The 13,862-nt window shown below is 61.0% G+C and carries 14 protein-coding genes; 12 read left to right on the top strand and 2 right to left on the bottom strand.

All coding sequences use genetic code 11. From position 1 onward, the window contains the following. The first annotated feature begins 3 nt into the window (after positions 1-3). From mltA to gyrB, 4 genes are all read left to right on the top strand, one after another. Positions 4-1,107 (top strand): murein transglycosylase A, encoded by a 1,104-nt coding sequence (mltA, locus tag ACX93L_RS16705; RefSeq protein WP_459405873.1) that lies wholly within the window; start codon positions 4-6, stop codon positions 1,105-1,107. Continuing rightward, positions 1,107-1,664 carry a Smr/MutS family protein gene (locus ACX93L_RS16700; RefSeq protein WP_459405872.1) on the top strand — a complete coding sequence of 186 codons (558 nt, stop codon included), beginning with the start codon at positions 1,107-1,109 and terminating at the stop codon, positions 1,662-1,664. The genes mltA and ACX93L_RS16700 overlap by 1 nt, the downstream gene beginning before the upstream one ends. Then, positions 1,661-2,026 (top strand): helix-turn-helix domain-containing protein, encoded by a 366-nt coding sequence (locus tag ACX93L_RS16695; RefSeq protein WP_169593110.1) that lies wholly within the window; start codon positions 1,661-1,663, stop codon positions 2,024-2,026. The genes ACX93L_RS16700 and ACX93L_RS16695 overlap by 4 nt, the downstream gene beginning before the upstream one ends. 140 nt (positions 2,027-2,166) lie before the next feature. After that, positions 2,167-4,602 (top strand): DNA topoisomerase (ATP-hydrolyzing) subunit B, encoded by a 2,436-nt coding sequence (gyrB, locus tag ACX93L_RS16690; RefSeq protein ID WP_459405871.1) that lies wholly within the window; start codon positions 2,167-2,169, stop codon positions 4,600-4,602. Positions 4,603-4,670: 68 nt separating this feature from the next. Here the strand turns inward: gyrB and ACX93L_RS16685 are convergent, their stop codons facing one another. After that, positions 4,671-5,270 (bottom strand): nitroreductase family protein, encoded by a 600-nt coding sequence (locus tag ACX93L_RS16685; protein WP_459405870.1) that lies wholly within the window; start codon positions 5,268-5,270, stop codon positions 4,671-4,673. Between the two features lie 349 nt (positions 5,271-5,619). Here ACX93L_RS16685 and ACX93L_RS16680 point away from each other — a divergent pair, with 349 nt between their 5' ends. From ACX93L_RS16680 to ACX93L_RS16645, 8 genes are all read left to right on the top strand, one after another. Next, complete coding sequence (locus tag ACX93L_RS16680) at positions 5,620-6,900, top strand: polyhydroxyalkanoate depolymerase (protein WP_459405869.1); 1,281 nt, start codon at positions 5,620-5,622, stop codon at positions 6,898-6,900. Positions 6,901-7,038: 138 nt separating this feature from the next. Then, positions 7,039-7,470, top strand: a complete 432-nt coding sequence (locus ACX93L_RS16675; RefSeq protein ID WP_459406241.1) for a DUF2852 domain-containing protein — start codon at positions 7,039-7,041, stop codon at positions 7,468-7,470. 86 nt (positions 7,471-7,556) lie between these two features. Next, on the top strand, positions 7,557-8,312 hold the full coding sequence (locus tag ACX93L_RS16670; RefSeq protein WP_459405868.1) for a M48 family metallopeptidase: 756 nt from the start codon (positions 7,557-7,559) through the stop codon (positions 8,310-8,312). Between the two features lie 75 nt (positions 8,313-8,387). After that, positions 8,388-9,056 (top strand): phosphoribosylanthranilate isomerase, encoded by a 669-nt coding sequence (locus tag ACX93L_RS16665; protein ID WP_459405867.1) that lies wholly within the window; start codon positions 8,388-8,390, stop codon positions 9,054-9,056. 2 nt (positions 9,057-9,058) lie between these two features. Further along, positions 9,059-10,279 carry a tryptophan synthase subunit beta gene (gene trpB, locus ACX93L_RS16660; RefSeq protein ID WP_459405866.1) on the top strand — a complete coding sequence of 407 codons (1,221 nt, stop codon included), beginning with the start codon at positions 9,059-9,061 and terminating at the stop codon, positions 10,277-10,279. A gap of 1 nt (position 10,280) precedes the next feature. Further along, a complete protein-coding gene (trpA, locus tag ACX93L_RS16655; RefSeq protein ID WP_169593090.1) occupies positions 10,281-11,120 on the top strand; it encodes a tryptophan synthase subunit alpha in 840 nt (279 codons plus the stop codon). Between the two features lie 38 nt (positions 11,121-11,158). Beyond that, positions 11,159-12,061 (top strand): acetyl-CoA carboxylase, carboxyltransferase subunit beta, encoded by a 903-nt coding sequence (accD, locus tag ACX93L_RS16650; RefSeq protein WP_459405865.1) that lies wholly within the window; start codon positions 11,159-11,161, stop codon positions 12,059-12,061. Between the two features lie 94 nt (positions 12,062-12,155). After that, a complete protein-coding gene (locus ACX93L_RS16645; protein WP_459406240.1) occupies positions 12,156-13,451 on the top strand; it encodes a bifunctional folylpolyglutamate synthase/dihydrofolate synthase in 1,296 nt (431 codons plus the stop codon). A gap of 47 nt (positions 13,452-13,498) precedes the next feature. Here the strand turns inward: ACX93L_RS16645 and trxA are convergent, their stop codons facing one another. Next, positions 13,499-13,819, bottom strand: coding sequence for a thioredoxin (trxA, locus tag ACX93L_RS16640; protein WP_169593085.1), 321 nt, complete (start codon positions 13,817-13,819; stop codon positions 13,499-13,501). Positions 13,820-13,862 lie beyond the last annotated feature (43 nt).

Raw genomic sequence — 13,862 nt, 5'->3', positions numbered from 1 at the left:
AACATGGACTTTCGCTTCAAGCCGGTGGGCTTTGATGCGTTGCCGGGCTGGCGTGAAGACGATCCGTCGGCGCTCCTCGCGGCTCTCGCGAACTGTCGACGGCAGATCAGGGGCGTCAAACCCTATCGAACCGGATCGAGCGGCCTTTCCTCGGCAGATCTCCTGCCGCTTCTTGATGCCGCGGCCGTCGCCCATCCGGCAAGTGCTGCCGAAACGCGGGCCTTTTTTGAAGCCGAATGCCGGCCTTTCCTGATCGAGCAGTCGAACGGCAATCGTGGTTTCGTCACGGCGTTTTATGAACCCGAAGTCCTGGTGTCGGACCGGCCCGATGCCGAATTCTGCTTTCCCTTCTATCGTCGGCCTGACGATCTGGTCGATCTCGATGAGAGCAATCGCCCGGCCTGTCTGGATGTCAGCTACGCTTTCGGCCTGAGGACAGACCAGGGTATATCGGCCTATCCGGACCGTCGCGCGATCGATGAAGGCTATCTCGAGGGCAGGGGCCTGGAGATAGCCTGGGCCAGATCCAAGGTTGACGTCTTCTATGCACATGTCCAGGGCGCCGCCCGATTGCGCTATCCGGACGGAGGATTGAAGCGGATTACCTATGCCGCCAAGGCGGGTCATCCTTTTTCAGCGATCGGCAGGCTTCTGATTGACCGAGGAGAGATTACGCTAGACGAAGTATCGATGCAGACGATCCGGGCCTGGCTCGCCGCCCACCCGGAAAAGGTCGACGAGGTTCTCTGGCACAATCGCTCCTACATCTTCTTCCGCGAGGCGGAGGTCGAAGATATCTCGCTCGGGCCGATTGCCGCGGCGAAGGTGCCGCTGGTCGCTGGGAGGTCACTGGCGGTTGATCGGCTGATCCACAGCTTCGGCTACCCCTTCTTCATTCATTCCGAAAGCCTCACGCGGCTCGATCAGGGTCGGCCGTTTGCCCGGCTGATGCTCGCCCTCGATACGGGAACGGCAATCGTCGGACCGGCAAGGGGGGATATCTTCACCGGCTCCGGGGATGCCGCGGGTGAACGCGCCGGTGCTGTTCGCAATGCCGCTGATTTCTATATACTCGTGCCGAAGCAGGCGGCATTGAGGTTCGGCTAGTGGCGGGCAGCAGAAAACTCAGCACGGAAGATCGCATCCTCTGGGGCAAGGTCGCGCGTTCCACCCGGCCGATGCCCGGGCGACTTGAGGACCTTCTCGAATTCGAAGAGGATTTCGCCGAGCAGGCCACCGAACAGCCGATTGCAAAGGCTGATCTTGTTGCATCGCAGACCTCGGATGAAACGAATGGCCGCCAGAAGAAACCCGGTGGCGTACATCATCCGCTCGAAAAGCCGGTTAAGCGCAAACTCTCGCGGGGGCATCTGGCGCTGGAAGCGCGCATCGACCTGCACGGCCTGATCCAGAGCGAAGCCCATTCCATCCTTCTCGACTTCCTAATTCGGGCCCACGAAAGAGGCCTCCGCCATGTGCTGGTGATCACCGGCAAGGGAAGCTCCCTCGGAAGCGAAGGCGCCCTGAAGCGCGCGGTGCCGTTGTGGTTTTCCAAGGCGGAGTTCCGATATCTGATATCGAGCTACGAAGCGGCGGCGCGTCAGCATGGTGGCGATGGAGCGCTCTATGTTCGCCTGTCGCGCAGCGGGGGGGAGCGGCGATGACACCCTTCGGAGAGGCCTTGCGGCGCCTTCGTGAGCGGAAGGGTGTATCGCAGAAGGAGATGGCCGCGGCCATCGGCGTGTCACCTGCTTACCTCTCGGCACTTGAGCACGGACGCCGCGGAACGCCGAATTTCGATTTCCTCCAGCGTGTCGCGGGCTACTTCAACATCATCTGGGACGAGGCCGAAGAGCTCTTCATGGTGGCGGGCGCTTCGGACCCGAGGGTCGTTGTCGACACCTCCGGAATGCCGGCGGACTACACGGCCCTGGCAAATGAATTGGCCCGGAAGATTCGCCACCTTTCGCCGGACATGGTAAGGGATCTCCGGAACCTGCTCGAAGCGGCGGGAAAAACGGCCTGACGTGCCGAGAATGGCCGCATATCCACGGGATATCCGCATCCCGGCTTTGGAACTTGCCTCAAACCTCCTATAGTCCAAGCGCTTGAAGCCGCTGATTCGAAGATGCGGGTTTTTGAGATGATGACTGGAAAGATTGCTGAATGACCGACACGCCGATCAACGAAAATGGTGGCCCGGCCGAATATGGCGCCGATTCGATCAAGGTGCTCAAGGGCCTCGATGCGGTGCGCAAGCGTCCCGGCATGTATATCGGTGATACAGACGACGGTTCGGGTCTGCACCACATGGTCTACGAAGTCGTCGACAATGCGATCGACGAAGCGCTGGCAGGACACGCCGACATTGTAACCGTGACGCTGAATGCGGACGGTTCGGTAACCGTCACCGACAATGGACGCGGCATCCCGACGGACATCCATTCGGGCGAGGGTGTGTCGGCGGCCGAAGTCATCATGACCCAGTTGCATGCCGGTGGTAAGTTCGACCAGAACTCCTACAAGGTGTCTGGTGGTCTGCATGGCGTCGGCGTTTCTGTGGTCAACGCCCTTTCCACGAAGCTGAAGCTGAAGATCCGGCGTGCCGGCAAGATCCACGAAATGAGTTTTACCCACGGCGTCGCAGACGCGCCGTTGGTTGCCACCGGTGACTACGAAGGCCGCTCGGGTACGGAAGTCACGTTCCTGCCGAGCACGGAGACCTTTTCGCAGATCGAATTTGACTACGGAACGCTGGAGCATCGCCTTCGCGAACTCGCCTTCCTGAACTCAGGCGTTCGCATCCTCCTGACCGACAAACGCAAGTCGGACATTCGACAGGAAGAGTTGCTCTACGACGGTGGTCTCGAAGCCTTCGTCGCTTACCTCGATCGCGTGAAGAAGCCGCTTGTTGAGAAGCCGGTGGCGATCCGTGGGGAGAAGGACGGAATTACAGTCGAGGTCGCCATGTGGTGGAACGATAGCTACCACGAGAATGTGCTCTGCTTCACCAACAACATTCCCCAGCGCGATGGCGGTACCCACATGGCCGGTTTCCGCGCCGCGTTGACCCGCCAGATCACTTCCTATGCCGACACGTCCGGTATCACGAAGAAGGAAAAGGTGAGCCTCACCGGTGACGACTGCCGCGAAGGACTGACCGCGGTCCTGTCTGTAAAGGTGCCGGATCCCAAGTTCTCGTCGCAGACCAAGGACAAGCTTGTGTCCTCGGAAGTGCGGCCGGTTGTCGAAAGCCTGGTCAACGAAGCGCTCTCGACCTGGCTCGAAGAGCACCCGTCGGATGCCAAGGTCCTCGTCGGCAAGGTTGTAGAGGCCGCCGCCGCGCGTGAAGCCGCCCGCAAGGCGCGCGAGCTCACCCGCCGCAAGGGTGCGCTTGACATTGCGTCGCTGCCCGGCAAGCTCGCCGATTGTTCGGAACGTGATCCGGCGAAATCGGAACTATTCCTGGTCGAGGGTGACTCCGCAGGCGGATCCGCCAAGCAGGGACGCTCGCGTGAGAGCCAGGCGATCCTTCCGCTCCGAGGAAAGATCCTGAACGTGGAACGCGCACGCTTCGACAAGATGCTGTCGAGTCAGGAAATCGGCACCCTGATCACCGCGCTCGGTACCTCGATCGGCAAGGACGAATTCAACGCTGAGAAGCTGCGCTACCACAAGATCATCATCATGACCGATGCTGACGTCGACGGCGCACACATCCGGACCCTGCTCCTGACCTTCTTCTTCCGGCAGATGCCGGAGCTGATCGAACGGGGCCATATCTATATCGCCCAGCCGCCGCTCTATAAGGTCGCGCGCGGCAAGTCCGTTCAGTATCTGAAGAATGAGCAGGCGCTTGAGGATTACCTGATCAGCATGGGTCTGGAAGACACCACGCTGACCCTCGGCAATGGTGAAGTTCGTGCCGGCCAGGACCTGCGCGAAGTGATCCAGGATGCGTTGCGGCTACGCGCGCTGATCGACGGCCTCCATTCCCGATACAATCGCAATGTGATCGAGCAGGCTGCAATCTCCGGCGCTCTCAATCCGGAACTCACCGACAACCGTGAACGCGCAGAGGCGACGGCTGCCGACGTGGCCAAGCGTCTTGATCTCATTGCCGAGGAGACCGAGCGCGGCTGGACCGGACATGTGACCGACGAAGGGGGCCTGCGCTTTGAGCGAATGGTTCGTGGCGTCAAGGAAGTCGCAAGCCTCGACGTGGCGCTGATCGGCTCTGCCGATGCTCGCCACATCGACCAGCTCTCGGCCCGGCTGCACGACATCTATGGCGCGCCGCCAGTCTTGAAGCGCAAGGAGGAAAAGAGCGAGATCTCCGGCCCGCGCGCGCTTCTGAACTCGATCTTTGCAGCCGGTCGCAAGGGCCTGACCATGCAGCGTTACAAAGGCCTCGGAGAGATGAATGCCGAGCAGTTGTGGGAAACGACGCTCGATCCGAATGTCAGGTCTCTGCTGCAGGTGCGCGTCAACGATGCGACCGACGCCGATGGTCTGTTTACCCGCCTGATGGGCGACGAGGTCGAGCCTCGCCGCGAGTTCATTCAGGACAACGCGCTGAGCGTTGCGAACCTCGATATATGAGGTGAGCAGGTTGCGTGAATCCGGCTAAGGAGTGATTCACGTGAAACATTTGGTTAACTGCCGATAAATCAGCTTCGCGGGAAAGTTCCCGCGAAGGCGACATCCTGAAGTGCCTTGCGATTGCTCGGCACCTCACGGGCCTGCAGGTGCTCGGGCAACAGAGCCTTTTCCGCACGGCGGCCGATCGCAACCGCTGCCTCGGCCCTGAAACCCGCCGGGGCGCCAAGTTCCACGATTGCACGATCGAAGTCGACGCCACCCATCCCATGCGCGAGATAGCCCGAACGAACGGCTTGCAGCGCCAGCATCGCCCATGCGGCACCGGTATCGAAGCTGTGGCTACGGAAGGGTTTCGGTTCACTGCCATCGTCGCGACGGCTCAGCGTATCGGAGAAAAAGAAGACCAGGGCCGAAGCGGACTTCGCCCAGACCTGGTTGGACTCGGCGAGCAGTCCGAGGAACCGTCCCCAGTCCGGCGATGTGTTGAGAGCGTAGACAAACCGCCATGGCTGGTAATTGCTGGCCGAGGGCGCCCAGTGCGCGGCCTCAAGAAGGGTGAGTAATGCCTTCTCCTCCATTGCTTCTCCGGTGAAGGAACGTGGAGACCACCGATCAAGGAAGATCGAGTCGATATCATACTCGGATACGCGGTCGTTGCTTTTGGTCATGGAAGGATCTGCTCCGAAGGGGGGCTGCAAACGCCGGCTGGGAAATCACCGGCTTCGGTGACGTGGCGCAGAAGTACATATAGGGCTGGGCAGACCTTGCAAGGATACCGGCGCGGGAAAGTGGCGGCATCGCGGTCCGGCAATGCGTGGAACATTAACCAGCTTCGGACGCGGAACTTTTAACGCCTCGGTGCGATTGTGCGTATAGTTCGTATCGGACGTGGAGGATACGGGTGTTGCGCGCCTGTGACCCTACGACGAACATAGCAGTTTCTAATTAACCAAACTCTGCTAGTTTTGAGATTCGTCAGACGGCTCGGACTGCGGAAACGAAAAGGCAGCGGATTTCATGTTCTACCAGCTCTATGAAATGAACCATGCGGCAATGGCGCCTTTTCGGGCGACCGCTGACGCAATGCGGCTTGCCTATCGCAATCCGTTCAATCCGCTATCCCACACGGTTGTTGGCCGAACGCTCGCCGCGGGCTTTGAAGTCTTCGAACGCGTGACGCGCCGCTACGGCAAGCCGGAATTCGGTCTGCCCACCACGGTGGTCAACGGCCAGGCCGTAGCAGTCACCGAAGAGATCGTCTGGAAACGGCCGTTCTGCAACCTCATCCATTTTCACCGTGATCTGCCGGCGGGGCAGGGGACCGGTCCGCGCATCCTGATCGTCGCGCCGATGTCGGGTCACTATGCTACGCTGTTGCGGGGCACTGTCGAGGCGCTGCTGCCGAGTGCCGACGTCTACATCACCGACTGGATCGATGCCCGGATGGTGCCCGTCACGGACGGCAACTTTGATCTCGACGACTATATCGACTATGTCATCGAGATGGTTCACCACCTTGGCGCCGATACCAATCTGGTCGCGGTCTGCCAGCCCTCGGTGCCCGTACTCGCGGCCGTCGCCGTCATGGAAGCCAACAATGATCCGCTCGCGCCCGCATCGATGACCCTTATGGGCGGCCCGATCGACACCCGCATCAACCCGACGGCCGTCAACGAGCTAGCCCAGAACAAGCCGCTCGATTGGTTCAAAGACAACGTGATCATGAACGTGCCGTGGCCGCAGCCCGGTTTCATGCGCGCGGTGTATCCGGGCTTTCTTCAGTTATCCGGTTTTATGTCGATGAACCTCGACCGTCACATGATCGCGCACAAGGACTTCTACATGCACCTCGTCAAGAACGACGGGGACTCGGCCGAGAAGCATCGCGACTTCTACGATGAATATCTGGCGGTCATGGACCTGACCGCGGAGTTCTATCTCCAGACCGTCGACACCGTCTTCATCAAACATGCCTTGCCCAAGGGCGAGATGATGCACCGTGGCAAGCTGGTGAACACCAAGGCCATCCGAAACGTGGCGCTGCTCACCGTCGAAGGCGAGAATGACGACATCTCCGGTGTCGGCCAAACGCGTGCGGCACAGACGATCTGCTCGAACATTCCCGACGACAAGCGCATGCACTACCTGCAGCCGGACGTCGGGCACTACGGTGTGTTCAACGGCTCCCGATTCCGCAAGGAAATTGCCCCACGTATCGTCGCCTTTGCCACCCAGCATTCGGGGAGTGTGAAGACGGGTCCGGTCAAGCGCGTCATCAAGGGTGGAAAATCGACGTGACGGTCTCACGTTTTCCGTGAGGGTTTCAGTACATTAGCCGATTGCCGAAAGGCTCTCCTTGAAGGCGAGGGGAGCCTTTCCCACATCGATCCCCATCGGCCGGCATCCCGCCGCCGAAGAAAGCGAGGGCAATCGATGATGAACCAGTCAGCACTGCTTCGGCCGGATTGGACGCCGGCGACCGTTGCCTTGATGGTACTCGGCTTCATGGTGTTCTGGCCTCTGGGCTTGGCCATGCTGGCCTATATTCTGTTCGGTGATCGCTTCCGTGAGTTCAAGCGGAGCGCCAATCAGACTGCCGACGGCATGTTCGGCAAATGCCGCGCGAGCGGTTTTCGCAACGCCCATTTCTCCACCGGCAATGTGGCGTTCGACGACTGGCGCAAGGCCGAGATCGAACGCATCGAGGAAGAGCGCCGCAAGCTTGATGAGATGCGCGCCGACTTCGACCGTTATGTGCGGGAACTGCGTCGCGCCAAGGACCAGGAGGAGTTCGACCGCTTCATGCGCGATCGTTCCGCCGTCCGTCGCGAAGGTGATGATGCGGCATCGGGCGCCGCAGGCGTCTGAACGCCGAGCCTTGCGGCAAATGGGCCGGCACCCTGGCGTGCCGGCTTTTTCATGCGTTCCCCGGGCGAATCGGCTAAGACGAGACCATGTTTTCTTTCCTGCAGAAACCGGCGCGGACCAAGACCCCGACGACATCGAGCCGCGTGCTCGATGTGAGCGGTCGCGAAATGCCGCTGGTGGTCCGCAGCAACCCACGTGCGACCCGGATCACGCTCCGCATCGAACCGGGCGGCCGGGGCCTGAAGATGACGGTCCCGCCCGGCCTGAAGGACCGCGAGATCGCCGACTTCCTCGATCGTCATCGGGGCTGGCTGGAAAGCCGGCTTGCCAAGTTTTCGGCCGACAAGCATTTGGCCGACGGTGGCGAGATCCTGCTGCGCGGTGTCTCTTATCGGATCATCCACTCCGGTCAGTTGCGCGGCTTGACCGAAGCGATCGATTCTGAGGTCGGGCCGGTGTTGAGCGTCAGCGGCATGGAAGAACATTTGGGTCGGCGCATAGCGACATTCCTGAAAAAGGAGGCGCGGCGCGATTTAGAGGGTCTCGTTGCCGTTCATGCCAGAGCCGTCGGCAAGCCCGTGAAGTCGTTGACCCTGAAAGACACCCGTAGCCGCTGGGGTTCCTGTTCCTGGGATGGTGCATTGAGTTTCTCGTGGCGCATCGTCATGGCGCCGCCGCCGGTGATCGATTATCTCGCGGCCCACGAGGTAGCCCATCTACGCGAGATGAACCACGGCCCGGCTTTCTGGTCACTATGCCATGAACTGTGCCCGCACATGGAAACCGCCAAGGCCTGGCTCAAGCGTCACGGCACCCAGCTGCACGCCATCGATTTCGATTGAGACTTTGAGCCTCTCGAACCGGTGTTGTCGCAAATTGGCTCGACTCTTTTGCGTTTTCGTGCAACTTCCGCTGCCATGAGACCCGATATCAAGATCTGCGGATTGAAGACGCCGGAGGCGGTCGATCGTGCCGTCGAACGCGGCGCGACCCATGTCGGCTTCATTTTCTTCGGCAAGAGCCCGCGCAACATCGAGCCGGACCTGGCCGGCGTGCTGGCCGACCGGGCGAGGGGACGCGCGAAGATCGTCGCTGTCACCGTCGATGCCGACAATGACGATCTCGACGAGATCATCGCGCTTGTCAGGCCCGACATTCTGCAATTCCACGGCAAGGAAAGCCCTGAGCGCGTGCTGACCATCAAGGCCGTCACCGGCCTACCGGTCATGAAGGCATTTTCCATCCGCGAGCCCGATGACCTGAAGCGCATCGAGCCCTATATCGGTATAGCCGATCGGTTTCTGTTCGACGCCAAGCCGCCGGCAGGGTCGGATCTGCCGGGTGGTAACGGGGTGTCGTTCGACTGGCGCGTCCTGCGTACGCTTGACGCCGGTGTCGATTACATGCTTTCCGGTGGCCTCAACAAGGACAACATCGCCGATGCACTGATGGAGACCGGTGCCCGCGGTATTGACGTGTCGTCCGGCGTGGAGAGCGCACCGGGCGTCAAGGATCTGCACAAGATGGATGAGTTTTTCGCGGCGGTCGACCGAGCTTCGGTTCGCGAGCCGGTTTCAGGGAGCTGAGAGTGAACGAGACACCGAGACCCAATTCCTTCCGTGAAGGACCCGACGAAGACGGCCTGTTCGGGATTTTCGGCGGACGTTTCGTGGCAGAAACGCTTATGCCACTGATCCTTGACCTCCAGGCCGAGTGGGAAAAGGCAAAGACTGACCCCGAATTTCAGGCGGAGCTCGCCCATCTCAACACCCACTACACGGGTCGTCCCAGCCCGCTCTATTTCGCCGAGCGGCTGACCGAGGAGCTGGGGGGCGCGAAGATCTACTTCAAGCGCGACGAGCTCAACCATACCGGCAGCCACAAGATCAACAATTGCCTCGGCCAGATCCTGCTGGCCAAGCGCATGGGCAAGACCCGCATCATCGCGGAAACCGGCGCCGGCCAGCACGGCGTGGCGTCCGCGACCGTCGCCGCACGCTTCGGAATCCCTTGCGTTGTCTACATGGGCGCGACCGATGTCGAGCGCCAGGCGCCGAACGTCTTCCGCATGAAGCTTCTCGGCGCAGAGGTGAAGCCGGTGACTGCCGGTCACGGCACGCTGAAGGACGCCATGAACGAGGCGCTGCGTGACTGGGTCACCAATGTCGACGACACTTACTACATGATCGGCACTGCCGCCGGGCCGCACCCCTATCCGGAAATGGTGCGCGAATTCCAGTCGGTGATTGGTCGCGAGGCCCGTGAGCAGATGCTGGCCGCCGAAGGCCGCCTGCCGGACATGCTGGTGGCTGCGGTCGGCGGCGGCTCCAACGCCATCGGTCTCTTCCATCCCTTCCTCGATGACTCATCGGTCAAGATCGTCGGCGTCGAAGCTGGCGGCAAGGGCTTGGATGGCGAGGAACACTGCGCCTCGCTGACCGCCGGTTCGCCGGGTGTTCTCCACGGCAACCGCACCTATTTGCTGCAGGACGGTGACGGACAGATCAAGGAAGGCCACTCGATCTCGGCCGGTCTCGACTATCCCGGCATCGGTCCGGAGCATTCGTGGCTCAAGGACCAGGGCCGTGTCGAATACGTGCCGATCATGGACGACGAGGCGCTCGCTGCATTCCAGATGCTCACCCGCACGGAGGGCATCATCCCCGCGCTCGAGCCCAGCCATGCACTGGCCGAAGTGATCAAGCGCGCGCCGAAGATGGACAAGGACCAGATCATCGTCATGAACCTGTGCGGCCGCGGCGACAAGGACATCTTCACCGTCGGCAAGATTCTCGGAATGGGGCTCTGACATGACCGCTCGCATGGACAAGAAATTCGCCGAACTGAAAGCCGCGGGCCGGCCAGCGCTCGTCACCTATTTCATGGGGGGCGATCCGGACTACGAAACCTCGCTTGAGATCATGAAGGCGCTTCCCGGCGCTGGCGCCGACATCATCGAGCTTGGCGCACCCTTCTCCGATCCGATGGCCGATGGTCCCGCGATCCAGCTGGCAGGCCAGCGGGCGCTGAAGGGCGGCCAGACGATGAAGAAGACGCTGCAGATGGCACGCGAATTCCGCAAGGGGGATGACACGACCCCGATCGTCATCATGGGCTACTACAACCCTGTTTACGTCTATGGCGTCGAGCGTTTCCTCGACGATGCCCTGGAGGCCGGCATTGACGGCCTCATTATTGTCGATCTTCCCGCCGAAATGGATAGTGAATTGTGCATCCCGGCCCGCAAGCGCGACATCAACTTCATCCGTCTGACTACGCCAACGACGGATGACAAGCGCCTCCCCAAGGTGCTGACCAACACGTCTGGCTTCGTCTATTACGTGTCAATGACGGGGATCACCGGCTCGGCGCTGCCCGATCCGTCAAAGATTGCCGGTGCCGTTGACCGCATCAAGAGCAAGACCGATCTGCCGGTCTGCGTCGGCTTCGGCGTCAAGACGGCCGAGCATGCGCGTCTCATCGGCGCATCGGCCGATGGCGTCGTCGTTGGTACGGCGATCGTCAATCAGGTGGCAACGTCGCTCGACAAGGACGGCAAGGCGACAGCCGACACCGTTCAGTCGGTAGCCACCTTCGTCCGTGGCCTGTCGGCCGGCGTTCATGCCGCTCGCCTTGCCGCTGCCGAATAGTCTTCCCATATTGACTGGGACAGTCAGGAGTTAGTTAAGTGAACTGGATTACCAACTACGTGCGGCCGCGGATCAATTCCATGCTGGGCCGCCGCGAGGTTCCCGAGAATCTTTGGATCAAGTGCCCCGAAACCGGCGAGATGGTCTTTCACAAGGATCTCGAGGAAAACAAGTGGGTGATCCCGGCTTCGGGCTATCACATGAAGATGCCTGCGAAAGCACGCCTCGTCGACCTTTTCGACAATGGTCAGTACGAGGCCCTGTCGCAGCCGAAGGTGGCGCAGGATCCGCTGAAGTTCCGTGATTCGAAGAAATACGTCGACCGGCTGAAGGACAGCCGGTTGAAGACCGAGCAGGAAGACACGATCCTTTCCGGTGTCGGCACGGTCGAGGGCGTCAAGCTCGTCGCCGTCGTCCACGAATTCAACTTCATGGGCGGCTCGCTCGGCATTGCCGCCGGCGAGGCGATCGTGAAGGCGTTCGAACGGGCGATTGCTGAGAAGTGCCCGCTGGTCATGTTCCCGGCTTCCGGCGGCGCCCGCATGCAGGAAGGCATCCTTTCTTTGATGCAGTTGCCGCGCACCACCGTGGCCGTCAACATGCTGAAGGAGGCCGGTCTTCCCTACATCGTCGTCCTGACCAACCCGACCACCGGTGGCGTGACGGCATCCTATGCGATGCTGGGCGATCTGCACATCGCAGAACCGGGAGCCGAGATCTGCTTTGCCGGCAAGCGCGTCATCGAGCAGACCATCCGCGAAAAGCTTCCCGAGGGTTTCCAGACCTCGGAATACCTCCTGGAACATGGCATGATCGACATGGTGGTCAAGCGGCAAGAGATCCCGTCGCTTCTAGCGCGCGTCTTGAAAATCATGATGAAGCGTCCGGTCGGTGCCGGGGTTCCGGCTGCCAAGCCGGTCGTGGAGGCTGCCTCGGCCTGAGGCCGGGGGTTGCCTGTCGATCGAGGCGAAGAGCGGAATCAAGATCATGGCCGAGCCCGCCTTCAGCAAGGCAGAACAGGTAATCGACGAGCTCATGGGGCTTCACCCCAAGGGTTTCGATCTCTCTCTCAACCGTATCCGGCGACTGCTGGACGTTCTGGGCAATCCGCAGCTGCGGCTCCCCCCCGTCATCCACGTCGCTGGCACCAACGGCAAGGGCTCGGTGACAGCCTTCTGTCGCGCGTTGCTGGAGGCCCAGGGCCTCAGTGTGCACGTGCACACCTCGCCGCACCTGGTGAACTGGCATGAACGCTATCGCATTGGTGTCAAGGGAGGCCCAGGCAAGCTCGTCGAAGACGAGGTTCTCGCCGAGGTCTTGCGTCGGATCGCCGATGCCAATGGCGGACAACAGATCACCGTCTTCGAGATCCTGACGGCTGCCACCTTCCTTCTCTTTTCCGAGCACCCCGCCGACGTGGCGATCATCGAGGTCGGTCTCGGCGGTCGTTTCGACGCGACCAACGTCATCGACCATCCGGCTGTTTCGGTCATCATGCCGATCTCGCTCGACCACCAGCCTTATCTCGGTGACCGGGTCGAGCTGATCGCCGCCGAGAAGGCCGGGATCATGAAACGTGGCCATCCCGTCGTCATCGGCCAGCAGGAATATGAGTCCGCCCGGGACGTATTGATTGCCACAGCGGAGCGGCTTGGTTGCGCCCACACCGTGTTTGGCCAGGATTTCGGCGCCCACGAAGAATTCGGTCGACTTGTCTACCAGGACGAATTCGGCCTCATGGATCTGCCGGTGCCGCGTCTTCCAGGCCGGCATCAGTATGCCAATGCGGCGGCGGCGGTCCGCGCGGTCAAGGCCGCCGGTTTCGAGGTCACCAATGCGGTGGCTGAGAAGGCGATGAGCGGGGTGGAATGGCCGGGCCGTCTGCAGCGGCTGACGGAAGGCAAGCTGATGGATTTTGCCCCGGCTGGAGCGGAGATCTGGGTTGATGGTGGTCACAACCCCGGCGCCGGCGAGGTTATCGCCGAGGCAATGGCAGGGTTCGAGGAGCGCCAGTCGCGACCGCTCTATCTTGTCACCGGGATGATCAACACCAAGGATCCGGTCGGCTATTTCCGCGCTTTCGCCGATATTGCGCAGGACGTCTTCACCGTTCCGATCCGCGGTACCGACGCAGCGCTTGATCCGGTAGCCTTGGCTGAGGCAGCCTTCGATGCCGGACTGGTCGCAGCCCCCGTCTCGTCTGTTGCGGACGCGCTTAAAGAAATTTCCGAGCGTCTGGATCCGGACATGCCGGCGCCGCGCATCCTGATCGGCGGATCGCTCTATCTGGTTGGCAATGTGCTCTCAGACAACGGCACCCCGCCAAAATGAAAAAGCCGGGCTTGAGCCCGGCTTTTCCGTTTCAGTCGCAAGACCAATCAGGCGGCGCTGGAAATCCAGCTCGAAAGCGCCGTCTTCGGAGCAGCGCCAACCTTGATGTCGGCCACTTCGCCACCCTTGAACATGGCAAGGGTCGGGATCGACCGCACGCCGAACTTGGCGGCAATCTCCGGGTTTTCGTCGATGTTGACCTTCACGACCTTCACCTTGCCGGCGAGCTCAGTGGAGATTTCTTCAAGGCTCGGAGCGATCATCTTGCACGGACCGCACCATTCTGCCCAGAAATCGACGACGACCGGTTCAGCCGCCTCGAGAACTTCGCTCTGGAAATTGGAATTGTCGACTTTCACCGTAGCCATGGGCTGCTCCTTTGCCGGTATCGATTTGTAACTAGATATGTGA

The organism is Rhizobium sp. CAU 1783, assembly GCF_054551725.1.
This window is presented reverse-complemented; position numbering and strand designations above follow the sequence as displayed.

What these genes read in the sequence shown, in the direction of transcription:
- mltA (WP_459405873.1), top strand. Translation starts at nt 4, where the DNA reads ATGGACTTTCGCTTCAAGCCGGTGGGCTTTGATGCGTTGCCGGGCTGG.
- ACX93L_RS16695 (WP_169593110.1), top strand. Translation starts at nt 1,661, where the DNA reads ATGACACCCTTCGGAGAGGCCTTGCGGCGCCTTCGTGAGCGGAAGGGT.
- gyrB (WP_459405871.1), top strand. Translation starts at nt 2,167, where the DNA reads ATGACCGACACGCCGATCAACGAAAATGGTGGCCCGGCCGAATATGGC.
- ACX93L_RS16685 (WP_459405870.1), bottom strand. Translation starts at nt 5,270, where the DNA reads ATGACCAAAAGCAACGACCGCGTATCCGAGTATGATATCGACTCGATC.
- ACX93L_RS16680 (WP_459405869.1), top strand. Translation starts at nt 5,620, where the DNA reads ATGTTCTACCAGCTCTATGAAATGAACCATGCGGCAATGGCGCCTTTT.
- ACX93L_RS16675 (WP_459406241.1), top strand. Translation starts at nt 7,039, where the DNA reads ATGAACCAGTCAGCACTGCTTCGGCCGGATTGGACGCCGGCGACCGTT.
- ACX93L_RS16670 (WP_459405868.1), top strand. Translation starts at nt 7,557, where the DNA reads ATGTTTTCTTTCCTGCAGAAACCGGCGCGGACCAAGACCCCGACGACA.
- ACX93L_RS16665 (WP_459405867.1), top strand. Translation starts at nt 8,388, where the DNA reads ATGAGACCCGATATCAAGATCTGCGGATTGAAGACGCCGGAGGCGGTC.
- trpA (WP_169593090.1), top strand. Translation starts at nt 10,281, where the DNA reads ATGACCGCTCGCATGGACAAGAAATTCGCCGAACTGAAAGCCGCGGGC.
- ACX93L_RS16645 (WP_459406240.1), top strand. Translation starts at nt 12,156, where the DNA reads ATGGGGCTTCACCCCAAGGGTTTCGATCTCTCTCTCAACCGTATCCGG.
- trxA (WP_169593085.1), bottom strand. Translation starts at nt 13,819, where the DNA reads ATGGCTACGGTGAAAGTCGACAATTCCAATTTCCAGAGCGAAGTTCTC.